The organism is Enterococcus sp. 10F3_DIV0382 (assembly GCF_002140245.1).
Taxonomy (GTDB): domain Bacteria; phylum Bacillota; class Bacilli; order Lactobacillales; family Enterococcaceae; genus Enterococcus_B; species Enterococcus_B lactis.
On record NZ_NGMF01000001.1, the window covers coordinates 1,031,887 to 1,054,491 of the forward strand.

The 22,605-nt window shown below is 39.0% G+C and carries 20 protein-coding genes and 1 other annotated feature; of the genes, 18 read left to right on the plus strand and 2 right to left on the minus strand.

Going from position 1 to position 22,605, the window contains the following annotated elements:
• Nucleotides 1-28: 28 nt before the first annotated feature.
• Nucleotides 29-943, plus strand: a complete 915-nt coding sequence (locus A5849_RS05160; RefSeq protein WP_002312200.1) for an N-acetylmuramoyl-L-alanine amidase — start codon at nt 29-31, stop codon at nt 941-943.
• 375 nt (nt 944-1,318) lie between these two features.
• Here the strand turns inward: A5849_RS05160 and rnhC are convergent, their stop codons facing one another.
• Nucleotides 1,319-2,236: a ribonuclease HIII gene (gene rnhC / locus A5849_RS05170; RefSeq protein WP_002308512.1), complete on the minus strand. Its 918-nt coding sequence runs from the start codon at nt 2,234-2,236 to the stop codon at nt 1,319-1,321.
• A 201-nt stretch (nt 2,237-2,437) separates the two neighbouring features.
• On the opposite strand from rnhC, the gene zapA reads away from it, so the two are divergent.
• The 8 genes from zapA to A5849_RS05210 all read left to right on the plus strand — a co-directional run bounded on the left by zapA (nt 2,438) and on the right by A5849_RS05210 (nt 12,703).
• Complete coding sequence (gene zapA, locus A5849_RS05175) at nt 2,438-2,875, plus strand: cell division protein ZapA (RefSeq protein ID WP_002290800.1); 438 nt, start codon at nt 2,438-2,440, stop codon at nt 2,873-2,875.
• A gap of 57 nt (nt 2,876-2,932) precedes the next feature.
• Nucleotides 2,933-3,481, plus strand: a complete 549-nt coding sequence (locus A5849_RS05180) for a CvpA family protein (protein ID WP_002313467.1) — start codon at nt 2,933-2,935, stop codon at nt 3,479-3,481.
• A 143-nt stretch (nt 3,482-3,624) separates the two neighbouring features.
• Nucleotides 3,625-5,985, plus strand: coding sequence for an endonuclease MutS2 (locus tag A5849_RS05185; RefSeq protein WP_002316435.1), 2,361 nt, complete (start codon nt 3,625-3,627; stop codon nt 5,983-5,985).
• Between the two features lie 86 nt (nt 5,986-6,071).
• Nucleotides 6,072-6,386: a thioredoxin gene (gene trxA, locus A5849_RS05190; RefSeq protein WP_002290803.1), complete on the plus strand. Its 315-nt coding sequence runs from the start codon at nt 6,072-6,074 to the stop codon at nt 6,384-6,386.
• A gap of 181 nt (nt 6,387-6,567) precedes the next feature.
• The gene (gene uvrC, locus A5849_RS05195) at nt 6,568-8,346 is read left to right on the plus strand and encodes an excinuclease ABC subunit UvrC (protein ID WP_002313469.1); all 1,779 of its coding nucleotides are present in this window, start codon (nt 6,568-6,570) and stop codon (nt 8,344-8,346) included.
• Nucleotides 8,347-8,489: 143 nt separating this feature from the next.
• The gene (locus A5849_RS05200) at nt 8,490-9,389 is read left to right on the plus strand and encodes an ABC transporter ATP-binding protein (protein ID WP_002347781.1); all 900 of its coding nucleotides are present in this window, start codon (nt 8,490-8,492) and stop codon (nt 9,387-9,389) included.
• Nucleotides 9,382-10,644 (plus strand): ABC transporter permease, encoded by a 1,263-nt coding sequence (locus A5849_RS05205; protein ID WP_002308517.1) that lies wholly within the window; start codon nt 9,382-9,384, stop codon nt 10,642-10,644. The genes A5849_RS05200 and A5849_RS05205 overlap by 8 nt, the downstream gene beginning before the upstream one ends.
• A gap of 160 nt (nt 10,645-10,804) precedes the next feature.
• Nucleotides 10,805-12,703 (plus strand): fructose-bisphosphatase class III, encoded by a 1,899-nt coding sequence (locus A5849_RS05210; RefSeq protein WP_002316434.1) that lies wholly within the window; start codon nt 10,805-10,807, stop codon nt 12,701-12,703.
• Nucleotides 12,704-13,001: 298 nt separating this feature from the next.
• Here the strand turns inward: A5849_RS05210 and A5849_RS05215 are convergent, their stop codons facing one another.
• On the minus strand, nt 13,002-13,721 hold the full coding sequence (locus A5849_RS05215; protein ID WP_002308521.1) for a gamma-glutamyl-gamma-aminobutyrate hydrolase family protein: 720 nt from the start codon (nt 13,719-13,721) through the stop codon (nt 13,002-13,004).
• 189 nt (nt 13,722-13,910) lie between these two features.
• Nucleotides 13,911-13,958: a sequence feature (sodium ion sensor (DUF1646 type); this cis-regulatory element may regulate processes involved in with the transportation of sodium ions), on the plus strand.
• A gap of 99 nt (nt 13,959-14,057) precedes the next feature.
• Here A5849_RS05215 and A5849_RS05220 point away from each other — a divergent pair.
• The 9 genes from A5849_RS05220 to A5849_RS05260 are packed head-to-tail and all read left to right on the plus strand — an operon-like array spanning nt 14,058 to nt 22,590.
• Nucleotides 14,058-14,390, plus strand: a complete 333-nt coding sequence (locus A5849_RS05220) for a hypothetical protein (protein WP_002312205.1) — start codon at nt 14,058-14,060, stop codon at nt 14,388-14,390.
• Nucleotides 14,377-16,380 carry a V-type ATP synthase subunit I gene (locus A5849_RS05225; protein ID WP_002347782.1) on the plus strand — a complete coding sequence of 668 codons (2,004 nt, stop codon included), beginning with the start codon at nt 14,377-14,379 and terminating at the stop codon, nt 16,378-16,380. Before A5849_RS05220 ends, A5849_RS05225 begins: the two co-directional genes overlap by 14 nt.
• An 18-nt stretch (nt 16,381-16,398) precedes the next feature.
• Nucleotides 16,399-16,869, plus strand: a complete 471-nt coding sequence (locus A5849_RS05230; protein ID WP_002292848.1) for a V-type ATP synthase subunit K — start codon at nt 16,399-16,401, stop codon at nt 16,867-16,869.
• 20 nt (nt 16,870-16,889) lie between these two features.
• Nucleotides 16,890-17,474, plus strand: coding sequence for a V-type ATP synthase subunit E (locus A5849_RS05235; RefSeq protein WP_002308528.1), 585 nt, complete (start codon nt 16,890-16,892; stop codon nt 17,472-17,474).
• A 14-nt stretch (nt 17,475-17,488) separates the two neighbouring features.
• Complete coding sequence (locus tag A5849_RS05240; protein WP_002308529.1) at nt 17,489-18,475, plus strand: V-type ATPase subunit; 987 nt, start codon at nt 17,489-17,491, stop codon at nt 18,473-18,475.
• Complete coding sequence (locus A5849_RS05245) at nt 18,465-18,776, plus strand: V-type ATP synthase subunit F (protein WP_002292844.1); 312 nt, start codon at nt 18,465-18,467, stop codon at nt 18,774-18,776. Before A5849_RS05240 ends, A5849_RS05245 begins: the two co-directional genes overlap by 11 nt.
• Before the next feature lie 21 nt (nt 18,777-18,797).
• Nucleotides 18,798-20,579 carry a V-type ATP synthase subunit A gene (locus A5849_RS05250; protein WP_002313472.1) on the plus strand — a complete coding sequence of 594 codons (1,782 nt, stop codon included), beginning with the start codon at nt 18,798-18,800 and terminating at the stop codon, nt 20,577-20,579.
• On the plus strand, nt 20,572-21,948 hold the full coding sequence (locus A5849_RS05255; RefSeq protein ID WP_002308533.1) for a V-type ATP synthase subunit B: 1,377 nt from the start codon (nt 20,572-20,574) through the stop codon (nt 21,946-21,948). Before A5849_RS05250 ends, A5849_RS05255 begins: the two co-directional genes overlap by 8 nt.
• A gap of 6 nt (nt 21,949-21,954) precedes the next feature.
• On the plus strand, nt 21,955-22,590 hold the full coding sequence (locus A5849_RS05260; protein WP_002308534.1) for a V-type ATP synthase subunit D: 636 nt from the start codon (nt 21,955-21,957) through the stop codon (nt 22,588-22,590).
• The last annotated feature ends 15 nt before the right edge of the window (nt 22,591-22,605 follow it).

A 22,605-nucleotide genomic window follows, 5' to 3' on the forward strand; every position in this document is an offset into this window, starting at 1 on the left:
GTCTGAATCTACGAGGTGAGAGTCAAACATGAAAAAAATAATTGGAGCTTTTGTATGTGCAATCATTATCATTATTATCTGTTTTCGAATAGATGTTTTTGGTCAAAAAAAGATAGTTGAACAAACGGTCAACAGTACGAACAGCACGGTTACAAAGACAAAGGAATCATCTGATGACACAGAACAAGAGACATTAGTCAAAATCGGAAAAAATGACCGTACACTATATACAGATGACTCGCTAACGACCCCATTAGCAACTATAAACGGCGGAGAACTGACGGAGTTTCTTTCCGAAACAAAAAATGCTTATCAGATTAAGACTAATGATGGCTATACTGGATATTTAGCCCTCGTAGATGGAACCAAAGTCACAAAGAATATACAAACAAAACCGAAAGAGTTATCTGATGCAGTGATTGTATTAGATCCTGGGCATGGCGGAAATGATACTGGGGCATTAAGCAATGATGAACAAACAGAAGAAAAGGATATAACATTAAGTACAGCCATAAAAGTAAAAAAGGCGCTAGAGGATGCTGGAGCAACGGTTTATTTGACCCACACTACAGATGAATTAGTACAGCTTGGAGATATATGCGACTACAGTGAAGAAAAAAAGGCAGATGTCTTTATCAGTTTACACGCAGACTCTACGGAATATGCGAATGAAGCAACTGGGATCACGACATATTATTACTATGGACAAGAGGAAACATTAGCACAAACAATCGCTGATTCCTTCACTGATCTGCCTCTGGATTCAAGAGGAATCTCCACTGGGAACTATCAAGTTCTTCGAGAAAATCTTCAACCTTCTATTTTAATCGAGATGGGTTATATGAATAATGATAGTGATTTAGAGGAATTAGTAACAGACAGTTATCAGCAGCAAATCGCTGCAAGTTTGACACAAGCATTGACCACCTATTTTCAGCAATAAATAAGGAAAGAGGTTGTGACAGAAGTGGTCAGCTTCAAGAAATAAGAAGGAATTGACGAAATTTGCTTCTCAAATTTTTGTGAAATTTCGGCTTATTTTTCGAAGAAGCTACTTCTGGAACACCGTTTAAGGAAAGAGGTTGTGAGCCTGCCGTTCAGCTCCGTGTCACAAGGAGCAATTTCAAAAAACAGCTTCTCATGTTTGATGAATATTGTGACTTGTGACCGAGGAGTTGGCAGGAGAACACCGTTTAAGGAAAGAGGTTATGAAAAAGCTGTCCTGCATCAAGTAATAAGAACAGCCAAACAAAAATAGCTCCTCCTATTTTTCGTTTGGTTGGACTTATTACCGCAGATGCAAGTTTTTGAACACCATTTATTTTTTTAGTAGATTCAACGCTTTTTCTGTATTGGCAAAGTGAAGTTTGGCATATTTTTCAAGCATAGGCATGCCGCCTTTTTCTAATAGTTTTGCCGCTATTTGATCAGATTTCGTTCCAGCTCCTGAGGGAAGGGTGATTCCAGCTTCAGCTGATGCTTTGTCTAACTCTTCTAAAAAGCTAGCACGACTGATGATAGAAGCAGCAGCAACAGCTAAATGATATTGTTCACCTTTAGTAACGAAGTACAGTTTTTCTTGCAAGTGATTTTTTTCTAAACGCGCATATTTTTTAAAATTTGCTTCTGGCGTAAACTGATCGATCAAAATCGCTTCTGGTTTTTCTGGTGCGATTTTTTTTAGCAGCAAATGGATTGCTTGATTATGCAAAGCGACTTTCATCCGAACGGCATTGTATTTTGGCTGGATCTCATTGTATTTTTCTGGGGGCAAGACAAGTAGTTTGTAAGGGATAGTTTCTTTTAAGATATCAGCAAGTTGGATGATTTGGCTATCTTTTAACTCTTTTGAATCTCGAACACCAAGTTTACGTAATTCTGCAAGCTGATCACGTTTCACATAAGCAGCACATACTGTTAGTGGACCGAAATAGCTACCATTTCCGACTTCATCGCTGCCTAAAACGGATAATTGACTGATATTTTTTGGCAAAGAAGAGACCGTTCTTGCTGGTTTGGCCTGTTTATCCTGTGCCTGTCCCCAGCGCTGAGCTTCCGTTTCTGCGTTTGCCCCTTGGAACATCACTTTTCCTGATGTGTAAGCAGTGATGGTCGTCCCGTCTTTTTTTGCAGCAAAGATAGTATAAGGAATCTGTTTATTTAACAAATAAGAGCGATAGTATGCTTTCATTTGACTAAGTTGGTCGTTCGTTGCTTTGATAATGACGTTGCTCATAAAATTCTCCTCGTTTTTATACATAAATCTATACCGCAACTCCTGACTTTTCGTTTTCTAAGAGGTTGCGAGACATAGCATTTTTTTTAAGTTTATCATATAATAATTAAGTATGTGAAAAATATTTGTGGAGAACGGTGAAAGAACCAACTTCATGGTACACTAAATAAAACTTTCATCAAATAGGAGGAAATGATTCGTATGGCGCACGAAAAAACACGCTACAAAGCAGTGATTGCCAACCAAACATATACTATTATCGGACGGGAAACCAAGCATCATATGGATATCGTAACGAAGCTGATTAATGAGCAGTTAGCAGAATTGAAACAATTATCACCACAAATGGATAATGAACAAGCAGCGATCTTGATGGCTGTCAATGCGCTTTCGGATCAATTGAAGAAACAAGAAAGAATCTTGGAACTAGAAGAAGAAACAGCAGAATTAAAGAAAAAAATGATCAAATTTACAGAGCTTGAAAATCGCGTAAAACGCATGGAAGCAATCGAGAATGAAGCTCGAGAAGTACTGAAAGAAAATGGACAAGCAGATTATACTATTAAAAATCATGTGGAAGCACAACAGATTTTAAATGAAAAACGAAAAGGACAAATCAAACAAAAATCTTCTAATTAAGATCCTTTTATTAAAATAAGAAAAATTTAAAAAAGTTAGAAGAGAAAGGAACGTAGCATGCTGAGTTTGCTGATTTTATTTTTATTGCTAATTGCGTTTTTTTCTGGAGCACGTCGCGGGTTTGCTTTACAAGTCATATTCGCAATCGGATATGTGTTGTCATTTATTGCTGCCCAGCATTTTTACAAACCATTAGCAAGTCATTTGGAATTATACATTCCATACCCAGCTGTCACCCCGACATCAAAGTTAGCATTTTTTGATCAAGTATTTGCCTTTCACCTAGATGAAGCTTTTTATGCAGGAACGGCTTTTCTGATCATTTTGCTGATTGGCTGGCTGATCACCCGATTTGTGGGGGTCTTTGTCCATGGATTGACATATGTGCCAATCTTGAAACAGGTAGACTGGATTGCAGGAGGTATCCTGTCACTAATCATGGCTTACGTTACTATATTTTTGATTTTGCAGTTACTTGCCTTTGTTCCATTAGATGTGGTCCAAAACCAATTCGGCGAGCATAGTTTCGCTCGTCTTATCGTTGAGAGAACGCCCTTTCTTACCAACAAGATGTATGAGCTTTGGGTAACGAATATTTTGAATTAAGGAAAATAGGGCTAGAAAAATATTTTTTTAGAAAAACTTTTACAAGAATGTTTTGTTTTTTGTACACAGTAGTTTATTTAAGAAGGCTGCGCAACGTATGTCCGGCACAGCCCTTTTTTCATAGTGAAAGATAAGGTGATAAAATGAATAACCGAATCCTTGAAACATTGGAATTTGAAAAAGTCAAACAGATGGTCAAACAATTTGTAGTGACTGCACAAGGAAAAGAAGAACTGGCAGAATTGGTACCAGTGAGCGAGAAACAAACGATCACAGAATGGCTTCAAGAAACTGAGGATGGGTTGAAAGTACAACGTCTGCGAGGCGGGGTTCCTATACCAAAACTTGAAAATATCCGCCCTCATATGAAACGGATCGAAATCGGGGCAGATTTGAATGGAGTGGAGCTTGCACAAGTTTCCAGAGTGTTATCTACGACAAGTGAATTGCATCGGTTCATTGATGATCTTTCTGACAGTGAAATCGAATTTGCGCGTTTGTATATGTGGGCAGATCAGCTAGTCACGATTCCTGTTTTAAGTCGTCGTTTAAAGGAAGCAATTGATGAAGACGGACGCGTGACCGACGATGCTTCTCCTGAGCTAAAAATCATAAGACAGAACATTCGTCGAAGTGAACAAGCTGTTCGTGAACAGTTAGACGGAATCGTCCGTGGGAAGAACGCAAAATATTTGAGCGATGCAATCATCACCATGCGAAATGACCGCTACGTTATCCCAGTCAAACAAGAATACCGCGGTGTATTTGGCGGTGTAGTTCACGATCAAAGTGCTTCAGGACAGACTTTATTTATTGAACCAAAACAAGTGGTGGATTTGAATAATCGTTTGCGTCAATACCAAATCGCTGAACGAAATGAGATTCAACGTATTTTAAGTGAACTTTCTGCAGAACTTGTTCCACATCGTCAAGAAATCATCCACAATGCTTATGTGATTGGTAAAATGGATCTGATGAATGCAAAAGCACGATTTGGTAAAGAAGTAAAAGCCATCGTGCCGGGAATCAGTGAAGACAATCATGTCGTCTTGAAACAAGCAAGACATCCGCTGATTGATCAGGAAAAAGTAGTTCCTAATGACATCGCAATTGGAAAAGACTATCAAGCCATCGTCATTACAGGACCTAATACAGGTGGGAAAACGATCACGTTGAAGACTTTAGGTCTGTTACAGCTGATGGGGCAAGCAGGGTTGCCGATTCCTGTAGGAGAAGAAAGCCAAATCGGTATTTTTGAAGAAGTATTTGCGGATATAGGTGACGAACAATCGATTGAGCAAAGTCTATCGACCTTTTCTTCTCATATGACGAACACTGTAGATATTTTATCAAAAGTCAATGAAAAAAGTCTGGTACTATTTGACGAGCTTGGTGCAGGAACAGATCCACAAGAAGGTGCTGCTCTAGCCATCGCAATCTTAGATGATCTTGGTAAAAAGTCTGCTTATGTGATGGCAACTACGCACTATCCTGAATTGAAAGTTTATGGATACAATCGGGCAAATACGATTAATGCCAGCATGGAGTTCGATGTGGATACACTAAGTCCAACGTATCGTTTACTGATTGGTGTGCCTGGACGAAGCAATGCATTTGAAATCTCCAGTCGATTAGGCCTTGATACAGATGTTATTAATGAAGCAAAGCAGTTGATGAATGATGAGAGCCAAGATTTAAATGAAATGATCACAGATTTAGAGAATCGCCGGAAAATGGCAGAGACCGAATATCTGGAAATGCGACATTTTGTTTCTGAGGCACAAGAACTTCATCATGATTTGAAAGAAGCTTACAGCTATTTCTTTGAAGAACGTGAAAAAGAAATAGAGAAAGCAAAGAAAAAAGCAAATGAAGTCGTGTCAGAGGCGGAAGAAAAAGCAGAAAAAATCATTGCTGATATTCGTAAAATGCAACAGCAGATCGGGCAAGGAAATGTGAAAGAGCATCAGTTGATCGATGCAAAGACCCAATTAGCAAATCTACATCAAGAAGAAACTTTGAAGAAAAATAAAGTATTGAAGAAGGCGAAAGAACAAAAAATATTGAAACCGGGAGACGAAGTGTTGGTTACGACTTACGGCCAAAGAGGGACGCTTTTACGTAAAAATGGGAATCAGTGGCAAGTAGAAATCGGCATACTAAAAATGAATGTGTCCGAAGACGAACTGACGCCTGTTGCTCCTCAAAAAGAGCCGACACAACGAGTTGTCCATGCTGTACGTTCTGAATCTAGCAGTCATGTGCCGAATCAATTGGACCTTCGAGGAAAACGTTATGAGGAAGCGCTAAGTGAAGTAGATCAGTATTTGGATTCTGCTATCCTAGCAGGTTATCCTCAAGTGACTATTGTCCACGGAAAAGGAACAGGCGCACTTCGCAAGGGAATTACTGATTATCTTAAAAACCATCGGAGCGTCAAAAGCTTTGAGTTTGCACCGGCAAATCAAGGCGGAAATGGTGCGACAATTGTTAAATTTAAGTAAAACTTACTAAAGGTAAGCAGATGGTTCGCTATCCAAGGATAGAAATGCTATACTGGTCATAGATTTTAAAAATGGAGGTCTTTGATATGTCACAAGTAATTACAGATAAGACATTTAACGAAGAAACAGACAAAGGACTTGTATTAATTGATTTTTGGGCAACTTGGTGTGGTCCATGTCGTATGCAAGCACCGATTTTGGATCAATTGGAACAAGAATATGATGAAGAAGAATTCAGAATTGCTAAAATGGATGTGGATGAAAACCCAGAAACTCCTCAACAATTCGGAATCATGAGTATTCCAACATTAATGTTGAAAAAAGATGGTCAAGTAGTAGAAAAAGCTGTTGGTGTTCATTCAAAAGAACAACTACGTCAAATGATCGATCAATATTTATAAAAGCTTAAAGCAAAAATAAGCTGAGGATGGGACTGAATTCAGTTCCGTCCTCGGTTTTTTTGCGGTTGAGTTAAGGTTATTCAAATTAACATTTTTTGAGTATAATTACGTTGTCAGGCTGGATTGTTTTTTTGACAGACATGCTATAATAACTTTAATTGAATATGAAGGGGAGTACCAGATGAACGAACGAATCAAAAACAAACTAGCTTTACTTCCTGATCAGCCCGGCTGTTACTTGATGAAAGATAAAAATGGAACGATCATTTATGTCGGAAAAGCCAAAATATTGAAAAATCGCGTCCGCTCATATTTTACTGGCAGCCATAATACGAAAACGGAACGGCTTGTTAGTGAAATTGAAGACTTTGAATACATCGTTACAGAATCGAATATCGAAGCATTGCTCTTAGAAATCAATCTGATAAAGAAAAATGATCCTAAATACAATATTATGTTAAAGGATGATAAAACCTATCCTTTCCTTAAGATAACGAATGAAAAATATCCCCGTTTGGTGATTACTCGCAAAGTACTAAAAGACAAAGCACTGTATTTTGGACCATATCCTGATGTCGGTGCGGCGAATGAGACAAAGAAGATTCTCGACCGATTATTTCCTCTGAGAAAATGCAAACCTAGTCAGACAAAGGAGCCTTGTCTTTACTATCATTTGGGGCAATGTCTGTGTCCTTATTATTTCGACGTAGATCCGAAAGTCTATACGAAAATCGTTGATGAAGTGAAAAACTTTTTAAACGGAGGACACGAAAAAATCGAGTCAGAGATCCATCAGAAAATGGAAAAAGCTGCTGAAAACATGGAATTCGAAAAAGCTGCAGAATACCGAGACCAGATCCGTGCTATCGAAACAATCATGACTCGCCAAAAAATGACAAATACTGATTTATTGGATCGAGATGTATTTGGTTATGCGATTGATAAAGGCTGGATGTGTGTCCAAGTGTTTTTTGTAAGACAAGGAAAGTTAATTGAACGAGATGTTTCAATGTTTCCTTTCTATAACGAAGCAGAAGAAGATTTTTTGACTTATATTGGCCAGTTTTATCAGGAAAATGAACATTTCATTCCTAAAGAAGTCTTGATTCCTGATACGATCGACAAACCAAGTGTAGAAGCTTTGTTGGATACGAAAGTTCTACAACCAAAACGAGGCGAAAAGAAAAAATTAGTGGAATTGGCGAATAAGAATGCCTCAGTTGCTTTGAATGAACGATTTGATTTGATTGCTAGAAAGCAGGAGCGGACGATCGGAGCAGTTGAACGTTTAGGAAACGCAATGAATATCCCGACTCCAATACGCATCGAATCTTTTGATAACTCCAATATCATGGGGACGAATCCTGTGGCTGCGATGGTCGTATTCATTGATGGAAAACCAGCAAGAAAAGAATATCGGAAATATAAAATAAAAACAGTCAACGGACCGGATGATTATGCATCGATGAGAGAAGTCGTCTATCGCAGATATTCACGAGTGATTCGTGAAGGGTTGCCTTTACCTGATTTAATCTTGATTGATGGAGGAAAAGGACAAGTCGATGTAGCAAAAGATGTCTTAGAAAATCAATTAGGAATCGATATTCCTATTGCTGGTATGGCAAAAAACGATAAACATAAAACAAATGAGTTGCTATTCGGTACAGATTTGGCTGTAGTACCACTTGAGCGAAATTCACCTGAGTTTTTCTTGCTCCAGAGGGTCCAAGATGAAGTCCATCGATTCGCGATTACTTTCCATCGGCAGCTGCGTAGTAAAAACAGTTTTGCTTCCCGATTAGATGAAATCGAAGGGCTAGGACCGAAACGAAAAAAAATGTTGCTTAAAGAGTTCAAATCATTGAAAAATATCACAGCAGCTACGATAGAAGAATTACAAGAAATCGGACTACCGAAAAATGTCGCACAAAACGTATTTGATAAATTACATCAGGAATGAGAAAAGGGCACTTTACAAAGAAAGTAAAGTGTCCTATCATTTTATTTACAACAACAAGAGAGTATACGTTTTGTTGGTAAATAATAAATCGCTTACATCTGGTGTTTTAGGATATATGGATTTATTGAAGAAGGAGTGAAGAAATGTTAGAAGTCAAGAATCTTGTTAAAACTTTTGGGAACTACACAGCTGTCGATCATGTCTCTTTCCAAATCCCAGACGGAAAAATCATGGGGCTGATTGGTCAAAACGGTTCTGGGAAGACAACGACTTTTCGTTTGATCTTGGATTTTTTGACACAAGACCAAGGAGAAGTGTTATGGAATGGTCATCATCTTGGGGAGAAAGATTATGATATCATCGGTTATCTTCCAGAAGAACGAGGACTTTATCCAAAAGTAACGATTCAAGACCAACTGCTTTATTTTGCAGAACTTAGAGGGAAATCAAGAAAAGAAATTGAACCAAAAATCGATTTTTGGATGGAAAAATTTCAGGTAAAAGGGAAAAAGACGGATAAAGTAAAATCTTTGTCTAAAGGGAATCAGCAAAAAGTCCAGCTCATCGCCACATTGATTCATGAACCTAAATTGATCATTTTGGATGAACCATTTAGCGGGTTAGATCCGGTAAACGCGGAATTACTGAAAGATGGAATATTGGAATTGAAGAAACATGGTTCGTGTGTCATTTTTTCTAGCCATAATATGGATAATGTAGAAAAAATCTGTGATCATTTGATCATGCTGCGAAACGGAAAAATGGTTTTGAATGGAAAAGTCCATGAGATCCGTGAATCATTTGGCCGTACGAAGTTATTCTTGGAATCTGGGTTAAGCCAACAGGAAGTAGAAGAAATCGAAGGCGTGAAAAAAGTGATCCTTCGTGAGGATAATACGTTAGAGATTACATTAGAAGATCCTGAAGCAGGGAAAGAAATCTTTACTCGTGCGACTCAATTCGGCTATATTCCTATGTTCAACCAGCAGCCGCCAACTTTGGAAGAGATTTTCAAATTGAAAGCAGGTGAAATCGATGCGTAAGTTTTGGATTATTACCAAAGATGTCTATTTAAAAAATGTCAAGTCGATTTCTTTCTTGATTATGATATTAGTCCCTTTCATCATGCTAGGTATTATTTATGTAGCAGGAAACTTTGCCCAGCAAAATAGTGATGTCAATAAAATCGGCGTATTGGCTGATAATGAGCAAATCAGTCAGCAAATGAGCCAAGTCAAAACAGATGATTTTGAGTTCAAAGCAGTGGATTCTGAAGAAAACGCACAAAAAGACCTTTCGGAAGAAAAAATTGATGCTTATTTAGTAGTCTCAACTGATAAAGATAAAGTAAATGGGACGCTTTATAGTGAAAATTCATTGGGACAAAGTACACAACTGCTGATACAACAACAATTGACAGGCTTGCAATCGATGCTTCGAGCAAGCGAATTAGGTATTTCTCCAGAAGAAGTAGCAAGTTTGAGCCAACAGGCAAGTTTGACTCGACAAAAAGTCAACTTTGATTCAAAAGGAAAAATGTCGGTAGGAGAAGATAATTCGACAGTCCAATATGTTGTCAGCTATGTGGCGACGATTGTCTTGTTCATTATCATTCTGACTTATGCACAAATCATTGCACAAGAGATTGCTTCTGAAAAAGGCACGCGGATCATGGAAGTGATCCTGTCCAGTACGACTGCACAAAAGCATTTTTACGGGAAACTAACTGGTGTTTTGCTTGTTGCATTAACGCAAATGGCATTATACGGCATTATTTTTGGTGTAGGATACAATCAATTCAAAGATATGGAAATGGTCAAGAATATATTGGATGGTATCTCATTAGATAATTTGATTGGACCATTCTTGTGGTATTCTCTTCTATTTATGATCTTTGGCATTTTGATTTTTTCTGTTTTGGCAGCTTTATGTGGCTCTTTGGTCAACAAAGCAGAAGATACAGCAAAAGCAATCTTGCCAGTGACTTATTTATCTTTAGGCGGATACATGCTTGGGTTGATATTAGGTGCGTCAGATCCAAATAATATCGTTATTCGAATCACTTCGTATATTCCATTTTTATCTTCCTATATTATGCCGGTTCGCTTGGCAAATGAGACAGTCGGTATGGGTGGAGCATTGATTTCCTTGTTGGTACTTGTAGCCGTGACATTCTTATTGATGATTTTGTCTGCAAACATGTACAAATCGAATGTACTCGTGTATAGCGAAGGCGGATTATGGAGTTCATTGAAACAATCGATTTCAATTATGAGAAATGAACGAAAAAAAGCATAAAATATAAAAAAATATAGAAGGAAGCTGGACATTTATTGTTCTCAGCTCCTTTTTTGTATAGACCTATTTCTATTTTTTTATTATATTTGATATATATCCATTGAAAATAGTGTATAACAACTTTATAATATTGAGTATACCAATTTTTGGAGGCGTTTTAATGGACCGCTATTTAGATTTACTTTCAGAGAAATTCCCCACAACGGAAGATGTCATCACGGAAATCATCAATCTCGAAGCAATTTTACAGCTTCCAAAAGGAACAGAGTTATTTTTGAGCGATATACATGGCGAATTTCCTGCTTTTGATCATATTCTGCGTATCGGTTCAGGAAATCTTAAAGAAAAGATCAAAGACCTTTTCTCTGAACAAATGACGGAAACAGAGATTAGCCAATTCACTATTTTTACGGCTTATCCAGAATATGCATTGACGACTGAGTGGTACAAAAAACAAGATAAATCCCAGCTGATCCATCGTTTGATCGATCTTTTACGGTTTACGACAGTCAAATACACTCGATCAAAAGTTCGAAAAGGATTGCCGAAAGAATATAGCTATATCATTGAGGAACTCTTGTATATCGATGATCGTATCAACGGGAAAAAAGACTATGTAAAAAAAATCATTGAACAGCTTGTCTTGATGAAGGAAGAAGAAAAATTTTTAACAAAACTTGCGCAGACGATCCAAAAATCTGTCATCGATCATTTGCATATCGTGGGTGATATTTTTGATCGGGGAACTCAAGCAGCCAAAGTGATGGATCGAATCATGGATTTTTCCTCTGTAGATATCCAGTGGGGGAATCATGATATTTTGTGGATTGGTGCGTATTGCGGCTCTGAGGCATGTTTATTGACGCTTTTACGGATTGCCGCACGCTACAACTATTTATTTGAATTAGAGAAAGAATATGGATTAAATTTACGTCCATTATTTTCTTTTGCCCATCAAACTTACCAGAAGAATCCTGTATTTACACCTAAAAACGGGAAAGATCTATCTGAAAGAGAACAAGAAGAATTAGAAAAGATCCATCAAGCACTTTCTATCCTCCAATTCAAATCAGAACATCAGTTGTTGGATCGACGACCTGAATTTAAAATGGACGATCGTAAATTGTTGGAAAAAATCAACTACGAGGAATCAACAATCGATTTAGAAGGTCAGCTCTATGAGTTGAAAGGGACTTGTTTTCAAACGATCCAGCCAGATGATCCTAAAAAGTTCTTGGAAGAGGAACAAAAAGTGATCGATAGTTTGATGTATTCATTCCAGCACTCGTTAAGAATGCAAAAACACATGACGTTTTTGATCGAAAAAGGGGGAATGTATCTCACGAATAATCAGCATGTACTGTTTCATGGCTGTATACCTGTAGATGAAAAGGGGCAGCTCTTAGCATTTGAATTAGACCAATCTTATCGCGGAAAAGAATTACTGGGATTTTTTGAAAAACAGATAACTGAAAGCGCAAAAGATTTGACTGCAAAAGAAGATTTGGCGACCGATTTGATTTGGTATGCGTGGAGCGGGCCATTTTCGCCTTTATTCGGCAAGAGTAAAATGGCAACTTTTGAGCGCTATTTTCTCACAGAGCCTCATACGCACGTCGAAAAAAGCAATCCCTATTATCACTTGCGAGATGAAGAGTGGTTCAGTGAAAAAATTTTGGCAGAATTCGATGCAAAAGAAGAAGGTTCAGCAATCATCAATGGACACACACCAGTAAAAGTAAAAAAAGGGGAGTCACCGATCAAAGCAAACGGAAAAGCATTTGTTATTGACGGAGGTCTATCCAAAGCTTATCAAAAAACAACCGGGATTGCTGGCTACTCACTACTATGCAATTCTTACGGTTTCCAAATCGTGACACATTATCCGTTCTTGCCTATTGAACAACAATTTGCAAAAAAATCTGATCAAACGAATGTAAAAAAAGTGATCGAGCAGCAGCTCCCACGCAAACTTAATCGAGATACGACAAAAGGAATGGAATTACAGCAACAGATTACTCAGCTCCAAAGGCTGTTGGACTATCGAAAGGACGATTGAGAAAAATGCTAGCCAACATTGCTCAATAGACTAAAAAGCGACTGCAACAAAAGGCGTGCCACTGTCTCCTTCGGTATTAGCTCAAAAAACGGTAAAATATGAGAAGCGATTTTTCCGTTTTATTTCTCTAATACTCAGGTCAGGGCGCTGATTTCACGACCTCTGATTCACGGTGTTCAAAAGCTTGCATCTGCGGTAATAAGCCCAGCCAAACGAAAAATATGAGAAGCTATTTTTGTTTGACTGTTCTTATTACTTGATGCAGGACAGCTTTTTCACAACTTCCTCAGAAAAACGGTTAAAATTCATTCACAAAGAAATCGAATAAACGCTGTTCAGATGAATCTACACGATGAGAAAGTTCCGGATGCCATTGGACACCAAGGATTTTGTGCATATTATCTTTACTTTGGACTGCTTCAATGAGTCCATCGTTGGAAAAGGCGATGGCTTTTAACAAAGGAGAAAGATCTTTGACTGCCTGATGATGATAGGAATTCACAAAGTATGAATCAGGGAGAAGGTCACTTAATAAACTGTCCGAAACGATTTTGACTTCGTGAGTCGCAAACTGCGGGGCAGTGGGCTGTTGTTCGTGTTTTACGGACCATTTTGGATATAATGAAAGATCTTGATAAAGTGTTCCTTCCAACACGACATTCAATAGTTGAAGTCCTCGGCAGACTGCAAAAATCGGTTTTCTTTGTTTCAATGCTTCCAAAATCAATGCCTGTTCGAATTGGTCTCGTTGAATATTTGTTTCCGTCAGTTTTGGATGAGGGTCTTCCATGTAAAGTTGCGGACTAACATCCTGACCGCCTGCAAGAATAAGTTTGTCGATTTTCTCAATTAGTTGAGGCGCTGAATCTGGAGACATGACTGGCAGAATAAGAGGCAATCCTTGAGCATCTAAAACTGCATCCACAAATCCCTGCGGTGTGTAGCTTACTTGATTTCCTTGGAAAATATCTGTTGCTCGAATCAGTTGATTCCCGGCAATGCCGATGATTGGTTTCATTTTTATTCCCCCTAAAGTAGACTAATTGTAACAAGGATTTAAAAAAATTTAAACTATGTAAGACTTGCCCCTATACTTATCTGTTCTTGCTGTGTTACTATCTGTAAAGAGAATTTTCGTGTGAAATTCATGACGATAGTTGAAAATATTGCTTAATTTGTTATAATAAAAAGTAAGCAGAAATAAAAAGGTTGGGCGTAAGCTTCAAGGATCTAGTTCTTCAAGGGGTGAGAAGGACATTTTATTGAAGGGGCCTGCCTATACTAAGTTATCTTTAGAGGTACATACTTTCAATGAAAAAAGAAAGCATGTACCTCTTTTTTAAATCGAAAGGAAGTGAAGCAAGTGTTAGAAGCATTGGAACAAATCCGAAAAGCAGAAGAAGAAAATGAGAAGCGTGCCCGAACCCTACGGCAGCAGTTGAAGACCTATGCAGAAGAAAAAGAGCAAGAATTGGAGATAATCCAAATAAACAATCGGCAACAGCTGAAACAGTTGGTAGAAGAAAAAGAACAATTCGAAAAGCAAGAATTAGAAAAAGAAAAAATGAAATTGAAAGCAGAAGCAGACAAGGTGCAAGCTACTTTGAAAGACCAATATCAAAAGCATCAGAGTCAAGCAATCGGTGCAATCATTGAAAGGGTGAAAGAAACTTATGGCCGTCACTAAGATGGAAAAAGTGACCCTCATTTCAGATAAAAGAAATCAGGAGAGGATTTTACAAGCAGTACAAGGAATCCAAAATGTTGAAATCCGGGATCTGTATCAAAATAGAACAAATAACCAGTGGGTAGAAAAATATTTTCCAGATACCACGATTATTGATAAAGAAGCAAAATTAAGCGCTTTAGGCAATCGACTGAAAGACATCCAAGAAGCTATCCAATTCATACAACACCACGGCGATAGCCGTCAAAAGAAACTCCATTTGAAACGTCAAGAACTTTCCTTACAAGACTTGGAAGCAAATTATTCCGAAGAAAATTTCATGAATAAATTAGAAGAAGTCCTTGATTTAAAAGAAAAGTGGGAACAGCTAACTGAAAAACGCGATTGTTTAGAAGAAGAGGAAGAATGGCTTCTTCATTGGCAACAGCTGGATATTGCTCCAAGTATGTATGCAAGTAAGACGACCCTTTTTGAGATGGGGACTGTGAGTGCAGCAAATTTTGAAAGTTTCAAGGAAGAACTGAGTAAACTTGATGACGTTTATATGGAAGAAATAGATTATACGCCAAAACAAGTTTATCTTTCGTATGTTGCTTTAAACAAATCAGCTGCTGCTATAGAAGAAATTGCTGGGAAATACGGGTTCAATAAAGAAACGTATCCTTATGAACAAAATCCTAAAGAAAAACTGCAAGAAACCAAACAGCAATTATCCATTGTTCACGAGCACCAAAAGAAGATAATAACAGCGTTAGGTCAGTGCAGCGGCTATATCCAAGAATTTGAATGGGTAGAAGAAGTCACACTTGCCGTTGCAGAACGGGAAAAAGTAAAAGAACGGTTTATCCATGCCACTTATCTGATCGTTTTGCAAGGTTGGGTAGATGCAGAAGAAAAACAGAATTTGATGCATCTGTTAAACGAAACTGTATCAGAAGAAGATATATATGTTAGTTTCGAAACACCAAACTCAGAAGAGATTCAGCAGGAAGTCCCTACTAAATTGAAAAATCATCCGCTTATCGAACCTTTTGAATTGCTGACTGAAATGTACAGTCTGCCAAAATATGAAGAAGTAGATCCAACACCTTGGATGACACCATTTTATCTTGTCTTCTTCGGGATGATGGTCGCAGATGTTGGTTACGGATTGCTGATGCTCATTGGGACAATACTAGCTCAAAAACTACTTGTTTTACCACGTGGGATGAAACGTTTCGTAAAATTCTTTGAGATTCTCTCGGTACCATCGATCATCTGGGGATTGATCTACAGTTCATTTTTCGGACAGGCATTACCAAAAGAACTGTTTGGCATTCGCTTGCCTTTCCCAATCCTATCTACGACGGATGACGTCAATACGATTTTGATTTTATCCGTGATTTTCGGTCTAATACAGATCTTGGTTGGATTATTTGTGGCAGCAAAGGAAAATATCAGGAGAAAAGATTACTTGAGTGCTGTCAGTGATGGATTTGCCTGGCAAGGAATCCTAATTGGAATCGTTATTGCATTGATTGGTGCCATGTTGATAAAAAATACAGCATTTGTTTATCTTGGCGCGGGGCTATCAATCATTGCTGCTTTATGTATCTTAATCGTGCCGATTATCCAATCGCCGTCTAAAGTCAAGGGTGCTGCTAAAGGAGCGTATAATCTTTACGGATTGACTGGTTATATCGGTGATTTAGTCAGTTATACACGTTTGATGGCACTAGGTATTTCAGGCGGAAGTATTGGCGCGGCATTCAATATGCTAGTTGCTTTCATGCCGCCAGCCGCTCGATTCAGTATAGGGATCCTTTTGATCATCGCTTTACACGCACTGAATATGTTTTTGACACTGTTGAGTGCCTATGTCCATGGCGCACGATTGCAGTATGTCGAATTTTTTGGAAAATTTTATACAGGAGGCGGACGTGCCTTTGACCCGCTGAAAACGGCGGAAAAATACGTCAACATCAATCATAAGAAAAAAAACAATAAATAATTGGAGGATTTTTATACAATGATGGATTACTTAATTAGTCAAAATGGTGGAATGGTATTTGCAGTATTAGCGATGGCAACAGCGACGATTTTTTCAGGGATCGGTTCAGCTAAAGGTGTTGGAATGACAGGTGAGGCAGCAGCAGCGTTAACAACAAGTCAACCCGAAAAATTCGGACAGGCTCTGATTCTGCAATTGCTTCCGGGTACGCAAGGGTTGTATGGATTCGTTATCGCCTTTTTGATTTTTATCAACTTAGGAAATGATATGTCAGTTGTACAAGGTTTGAACTTTTTAGGCGCTTCTCTGCCGATTGCTTTTACAGGCTTGTTTTCAGGTATCGCCCAAGGGAAAGTTGCAGCAGCAGGTATCCAAATTTTAGCGAAAAAACCTGAACATGCTACAAAAGGAATCATTTTTGCTGCGATGGTTGAAACATATGCGATTTTAGGTTTCGTTATTTCCTTCCTATTAGTATTGAATGCCTAAGCATAAAGGAGGAAAACCAGATGAACGCCATTGAAAAAATCATCTCTCAGATGAATGAAGCAGCAGAGCAAGAAAGAGCGGCGTTAGAGCAAGAAGAGCGAATGAAGATCGATCAAAACTTTGAACAAAAACGTACGCAAATCGAAACAGAACATCAAAAACAAAAAGAAAAACAAATCGAATTACTTGAAAAAAAATACCGTCAGCTTAGGAATCGCCAACAAGTAGAAGTGCGACAAGAAAATTTGAACGCGAAGCAGGAATTTTTACGTCGATTGTTTGCAGATGCAATAGCTGAAATGGAGAATTGGGATGAATCTGAACAAATCCAGTTTATCAAAAATTCATTGTATTCATTACCTTTGACAGGCAAAGTAACATTCATTGCTGGAGAAAAATCAGCAGCTTATCTTTCTCAGACATTGTTGGATGAATGGAACAATGAACTTCCATTTACGATGGTTTTAAGCGATGAATCTGTTGCTGGTCAAGCTGGGTTTCTGATAAACGATCAAGGAGTTCAGTATAATTTTCTTTTCAGCAGCCTTGTACAAGATATCCAAGGAACGATGAGTTTTGAGATTGCCAATCAATTATTCGAATAAGGAGGGATCAGTGTATGGAATACCACGAACTAAATCCCTTGATTCGCGGAAGAGAGCTTGAACTTTTGTCCAATGAGACATTTGAACGGATGATTCAAACCAATTCTGTCGAAGCACTTGGTGAGATATTGAAATCCACGATTTACAGTCCATATATCTATGACGGATATGAATATGACTTTGAACAGAATCTTTTAAAGGAGCAGAGCCGTCTATTTCGCTGGTTAAAGGAATCAGCACCGGAGCCTGAAATCGTTTGGATCTATACGATGCGTTATACTTTCCATAATCTGAAAGCTTTAACAAAGGCTGAGATGACAAATCAAAATCTGGACCATTTGTATATCGACGATGGGTTTTATTCATTAGAAACCTTGAAGGATGCCATTCATACGCAAGTTTCAAATGAACTCCCTGAAAGTATTATGGATAGTATACGAGAAGTCCGCGATTATTTTGAAGAGTCTACCATTCTTCAGGGAATCGATGTGATCTATGATCGGCAGTTTATGACTGAACAGCGACGGCTTGCCGATAAGCTAGGATATCAAGAATTACTGACAGAAGTCATTACTTTTATTGACTTGACCAATATCACAACGATGGCTCGAGGAATATTGCAGAAAAGAACATATGGGTTCATGACGACGGTGCTTTCCAGTTCGGGAAGTATCGAAAAAGAAGTATTTTTGAACTTTGTAGATAAAGACATGGAAGCTTACACGAACTTTCTATTAGAGACAGATTATGCTGAGTTTCTGCGTCCTGTCATCCGTGAGGGAAATCTTGATCTCGTAAAGCTTGAACAGTTGAAAGATGATTATCTAAGTTCATTGTATCAAGAAGCACAAACCCAGGCTTTCGGACCACTGCCACTACTAGCCTTTTTGAACGCAAAAGAGGTAGAAAGCAAAAACCTTCGTTTACTGGTTATCGGCAAAAGAAGCCATTTCGAACCAGAAACAATCAGAAAGCGGGTGAGACAAGTCTATGACGCATAAGATCGGTGTAGTTGGCGACAAAGATTCTGTTTTGCCATTCAAATTGTTTGGCTTCGATGTTCGTTACGGTACAACCAAGCAGACCGTTCGCCAGGCAATTGAAGAAATGGCAAAGAATGAATATGGCGTGATTTATGTCACAGAGCAATGTGCAGCATTGAGCCCAGAAACGATCGAACGTTACAAGGAACAAATGATACCTGCTATCGTATTGATTCCCAACCATCAAGGATCATTAGGGATTGGGCTGGAAGAAATTCAAAAGAACGTAGAAAAAGCAGTAGGTCAAAATATCTTATAGTATGAAAAGGAGATAGAAATTTTGCAAATTGGAAAAATCATAAAAGTCTCCGGACCTCTTGTAATGGCTGAAAACATGTCTGATGCCAGTATCCAGGACATGTGTTTAGTGGGAGATCTAGGAGTTATCGGAGAAATTATTGAGATGCGTGGCGATGTGGCGTCTATTCAAGTATATGAAGAGACTTCTGGAATTGGTCCAGGCGAACCGGTTCGCTCTACTGGTGAAGCTTTATCTGTTGAATTAGGACCAGGGATCATTTCACAAATGTTTGACGGAATCCAACGGCCATTAGATACCTTTATGGAAATCACACAAAGTAATTTCTTAGGACGGGGAGTCCAATTGCCTGCATTGGATCATGAGAAAAAATGGTGGTTCGAACCCACATTAGAAGCCGGAGAAACGGTTAGTGCTGGCGATGTGATTGGAATCGTAGAAGAAACAAAAGTTATCAAACACAAAATCATGGTGCCAAATGGGATAAAAGGTACGATCAAAACAATCGAAAAAGGATCGTTCACTATTGATGAAACCGTATGTGTCGTTGAAACTGAAAATGGTGACAAAAACTTGACGATGCTCCAAAAATGGCCAGTCAGACGTAGTCGGCCAATCAAAGAAAAATTAAACCCTGATGCACCGATGATCACCGGACAGCGAGTGATCGATACGTTCTTCCCAGTGACAAAGGGGGGAGCAGCAGCTGTTCCTGGTCCATTTGGCGCAGGAAAAACAGTCGTTCAGCATCAAATCGCAAAATGGGCCGATGTGGACCTGGTCGTTTATGTGGGATGCGGTGAACGCGGAAATGAGATGACGGATGTTTTAAATGAATTCCCTGAATTGATTGACCCTAATACAGGAGAATCGTTGATGGAACGTACGGTATTGATTGCCAATACATCTAACATGCCAGTAGCGGCTCGAGAAGCTTCTATCTATACGGGAATCACGATTGCGGAATATTTCCGTGACATGGGTTATGACGTTGCTATCATGGCTGACTCCACTTCACGATGGGCAGAAGCACTTCGTGAGATGAGCGGACGTTTGGAAGAAATGCCTGGTGATGAAGGTTATCCAGCTTATCTTGGTTCCCGTCTTGCGGAATACTATGAACGATCTGGAAGAGTCATTGCTTTAGGATCAGAAGGTCGCGAAGGAAGTATAACCGCAATCAGTGCTGTATCGCCTTCTGGAGGGGATATTTCGGAACCAGTCACACAAAATACATTGCGGGTCGTAAAAGTATTCTGGGGACTTGATTCGACTTTAGCCCAAAAAAGACATTTTCCTTCAATCGATTGGATCCAAAGTTATTCTCTTTATTCAACAGAAGTAGGGAAGTACATGGATCATATCCTTCAAGCTGACTGGGCATCCATGGTCACTGAGGGCATGCGTATTTTGCAGGAAGAACAGCAGCTGAATGAAATCGTGCGTTTGGTAGGGATTGATTCCCTTTCAGATAATGACCGTCTGACATTAGAAGTGGCAAAATCCATTCGTGAAGATTATTTGCAGCAAAATGCTTTTGATGATGTCGATACATTCACTTCAAGAGAGAAACAATTCAAAATGTTGAAGATGATCTTGACCTTTGGTGAAGAAGGACGGCGTGCGTTGTCCTTAGGTGCTTATTTAAGTGAGATCATGGACGGTACCGTATCGATTCGTGAAAGGATCGGACGAAGCAAGTATATCCCGGAAACAGAATTAGAAAAACTAGATCAAATTATCGGTGAAATCAAGCAAACGATGCAAACAATCGTTTCAGAAGGAGGCATGAGCAATGATTAAAGAATATCGTACGATCGGTGAAGTCGTCGGTCCATTGATGGCGGTTGAAAAAGTTGCTGGTGTCAAATATGAAGAATTAATCGAAGTCCGTATGCAAAACGGCGAGATTCGTCGTGGACAAGTATTGGAAGTCCAAGAAGATAAAGCAATGGTCCAAATATTTGAAGGAACAAGTGGTATCAATTTACGTGACTCTTCTGTACGATTTTTAGGCCATCCTTTAGAACTAGGTGTATCGGAAGACATGATCGGTCGAGTATTCGATGGCTTGGGACGTCCAAAAGATAACGGGCCAGAAATCCTGCCCGAAAAGTATTTGGATATTAACGGAGAAGTAATCAATCCAGTAGCTCGGGATTACCCAGATGAGTTTATCCAAACAGGGATTTCTGCAATCGATCATTTGAACACATTAGTTCGTGGACAAAAATTACCAGTATTTTCTGGTTCTGGTCTTCCTCACAAAGAATTAGCTGCTCAGATTGCGCGACAAGCAACGGTACTTGATTCATCAGATGATTTCGCCGTAGTCTTTGCTGCTATTGGAATTACTTTTGAAGAAGCAGAATTTTTCATGGAAGATTTTCGACAAACTGGTGCAATCGACCGTTCTGTCATGTTCATGAATTTAGCAAACGACCCTGCAATCGAACGTATTGCTACTCCTCGTATGGCTTTGACTGCTGCAGAATATCTTGCTTATGAAAAAGGAATGCATGTATTGGTTATCATGACAGACATGACCAACTATGCAGAGGCATTGCGAGAGATTTCTGCAGCACGGCGAGAAGTTCCAGGAAGAAGAGGCTATCCTGGGTATCTTTACACGAACTTAGCTACTTTGTTCGAACGAGCAGGAAGGATCCGCGGACTAAAAGGATCAGTTACTCAAATTCCGATTTTAACAATGCCAGAAGACGATAAGACCCATCCGATCCCTGACTTGACCGGTTATATTACAGAAGGTCAGATCATCTTGACTAGAGAGCTTTACAAGAGTGGGATTCAACCACCAATTGATGTACTTCCGTCTCTTTCGCGGTTAAAAGATAAAGGAACTGGACCCGGAAAGACAAGAGAAGACCATGCGGCTACGATGAATCAGCTTTTTGCAGCCTATGCACAAGGAAAACAGGCAAAAGAATTAGCCGTAGTTTTAGGAGAATCTGCTTTATCTGATGTAGATAAGATCTATGCGAAGTTTGCTGAGCGGTTTGAAAAAGAATATGTCAATCAAGGATTCCACACGAACCGTTCGATTACTGAAACACTTGATCTAGGGTGGGAACTGCTATCGATGTTGCCAAGAACCGAATTAAAACGAATCAAAGACGACATGCTGGACAAATATCTGCCAGAAGGGAAGTGAGTTCTGATGGCACGATTGAATGTGAATCCGACTCGCATGGAATTGACCCGATTGAAAAAACAGTTGACAACTGCCACAAGAGGGCATAAATTATTAAAAGATAAGCAAGATGAACTGATGCGTCAATTCATCCTGTTGATTCGAAAGAACAACCAACTGCGTCAAGAAATGGAAGAGTCTATGACAGAAGCAATGTCTGATTTTGTATTGGCAAATGCTTCGATCACGGAACCTTTCATCGAAGAATTGTTTGCTTTGCCGGCGGAAAACGTTGCTTTATCTATTGTAGACAAAAATATCATGAGTGTAAAAGTACCTGTGATGAATTTTGAATATGATGAACAGCTGACAGACTCCCCTTTGGAATACGGGTATTTGAATTCCAGTGCCGAACTGGATCGGTCAATCGATCGCTTTACTACCTTGCTTCCAAAACTTTTGGAACTGACAGAAATCGAAAAAACTTGTCAGCTGATGGCGAGTGAAATCGAAAAGACACGTCGACGAGTCAATGCATTAGAATATATGACGATTCCTCAATTAGAAGAAACGATCTATTATATTCGTATGAAGCTAGAAGAAAACGAGCGCGCAGAAGTAACAAGGTTGATCAAAGTAAAAAATATGGGTACCACTGACTAAGTGGTATCCTTTTTT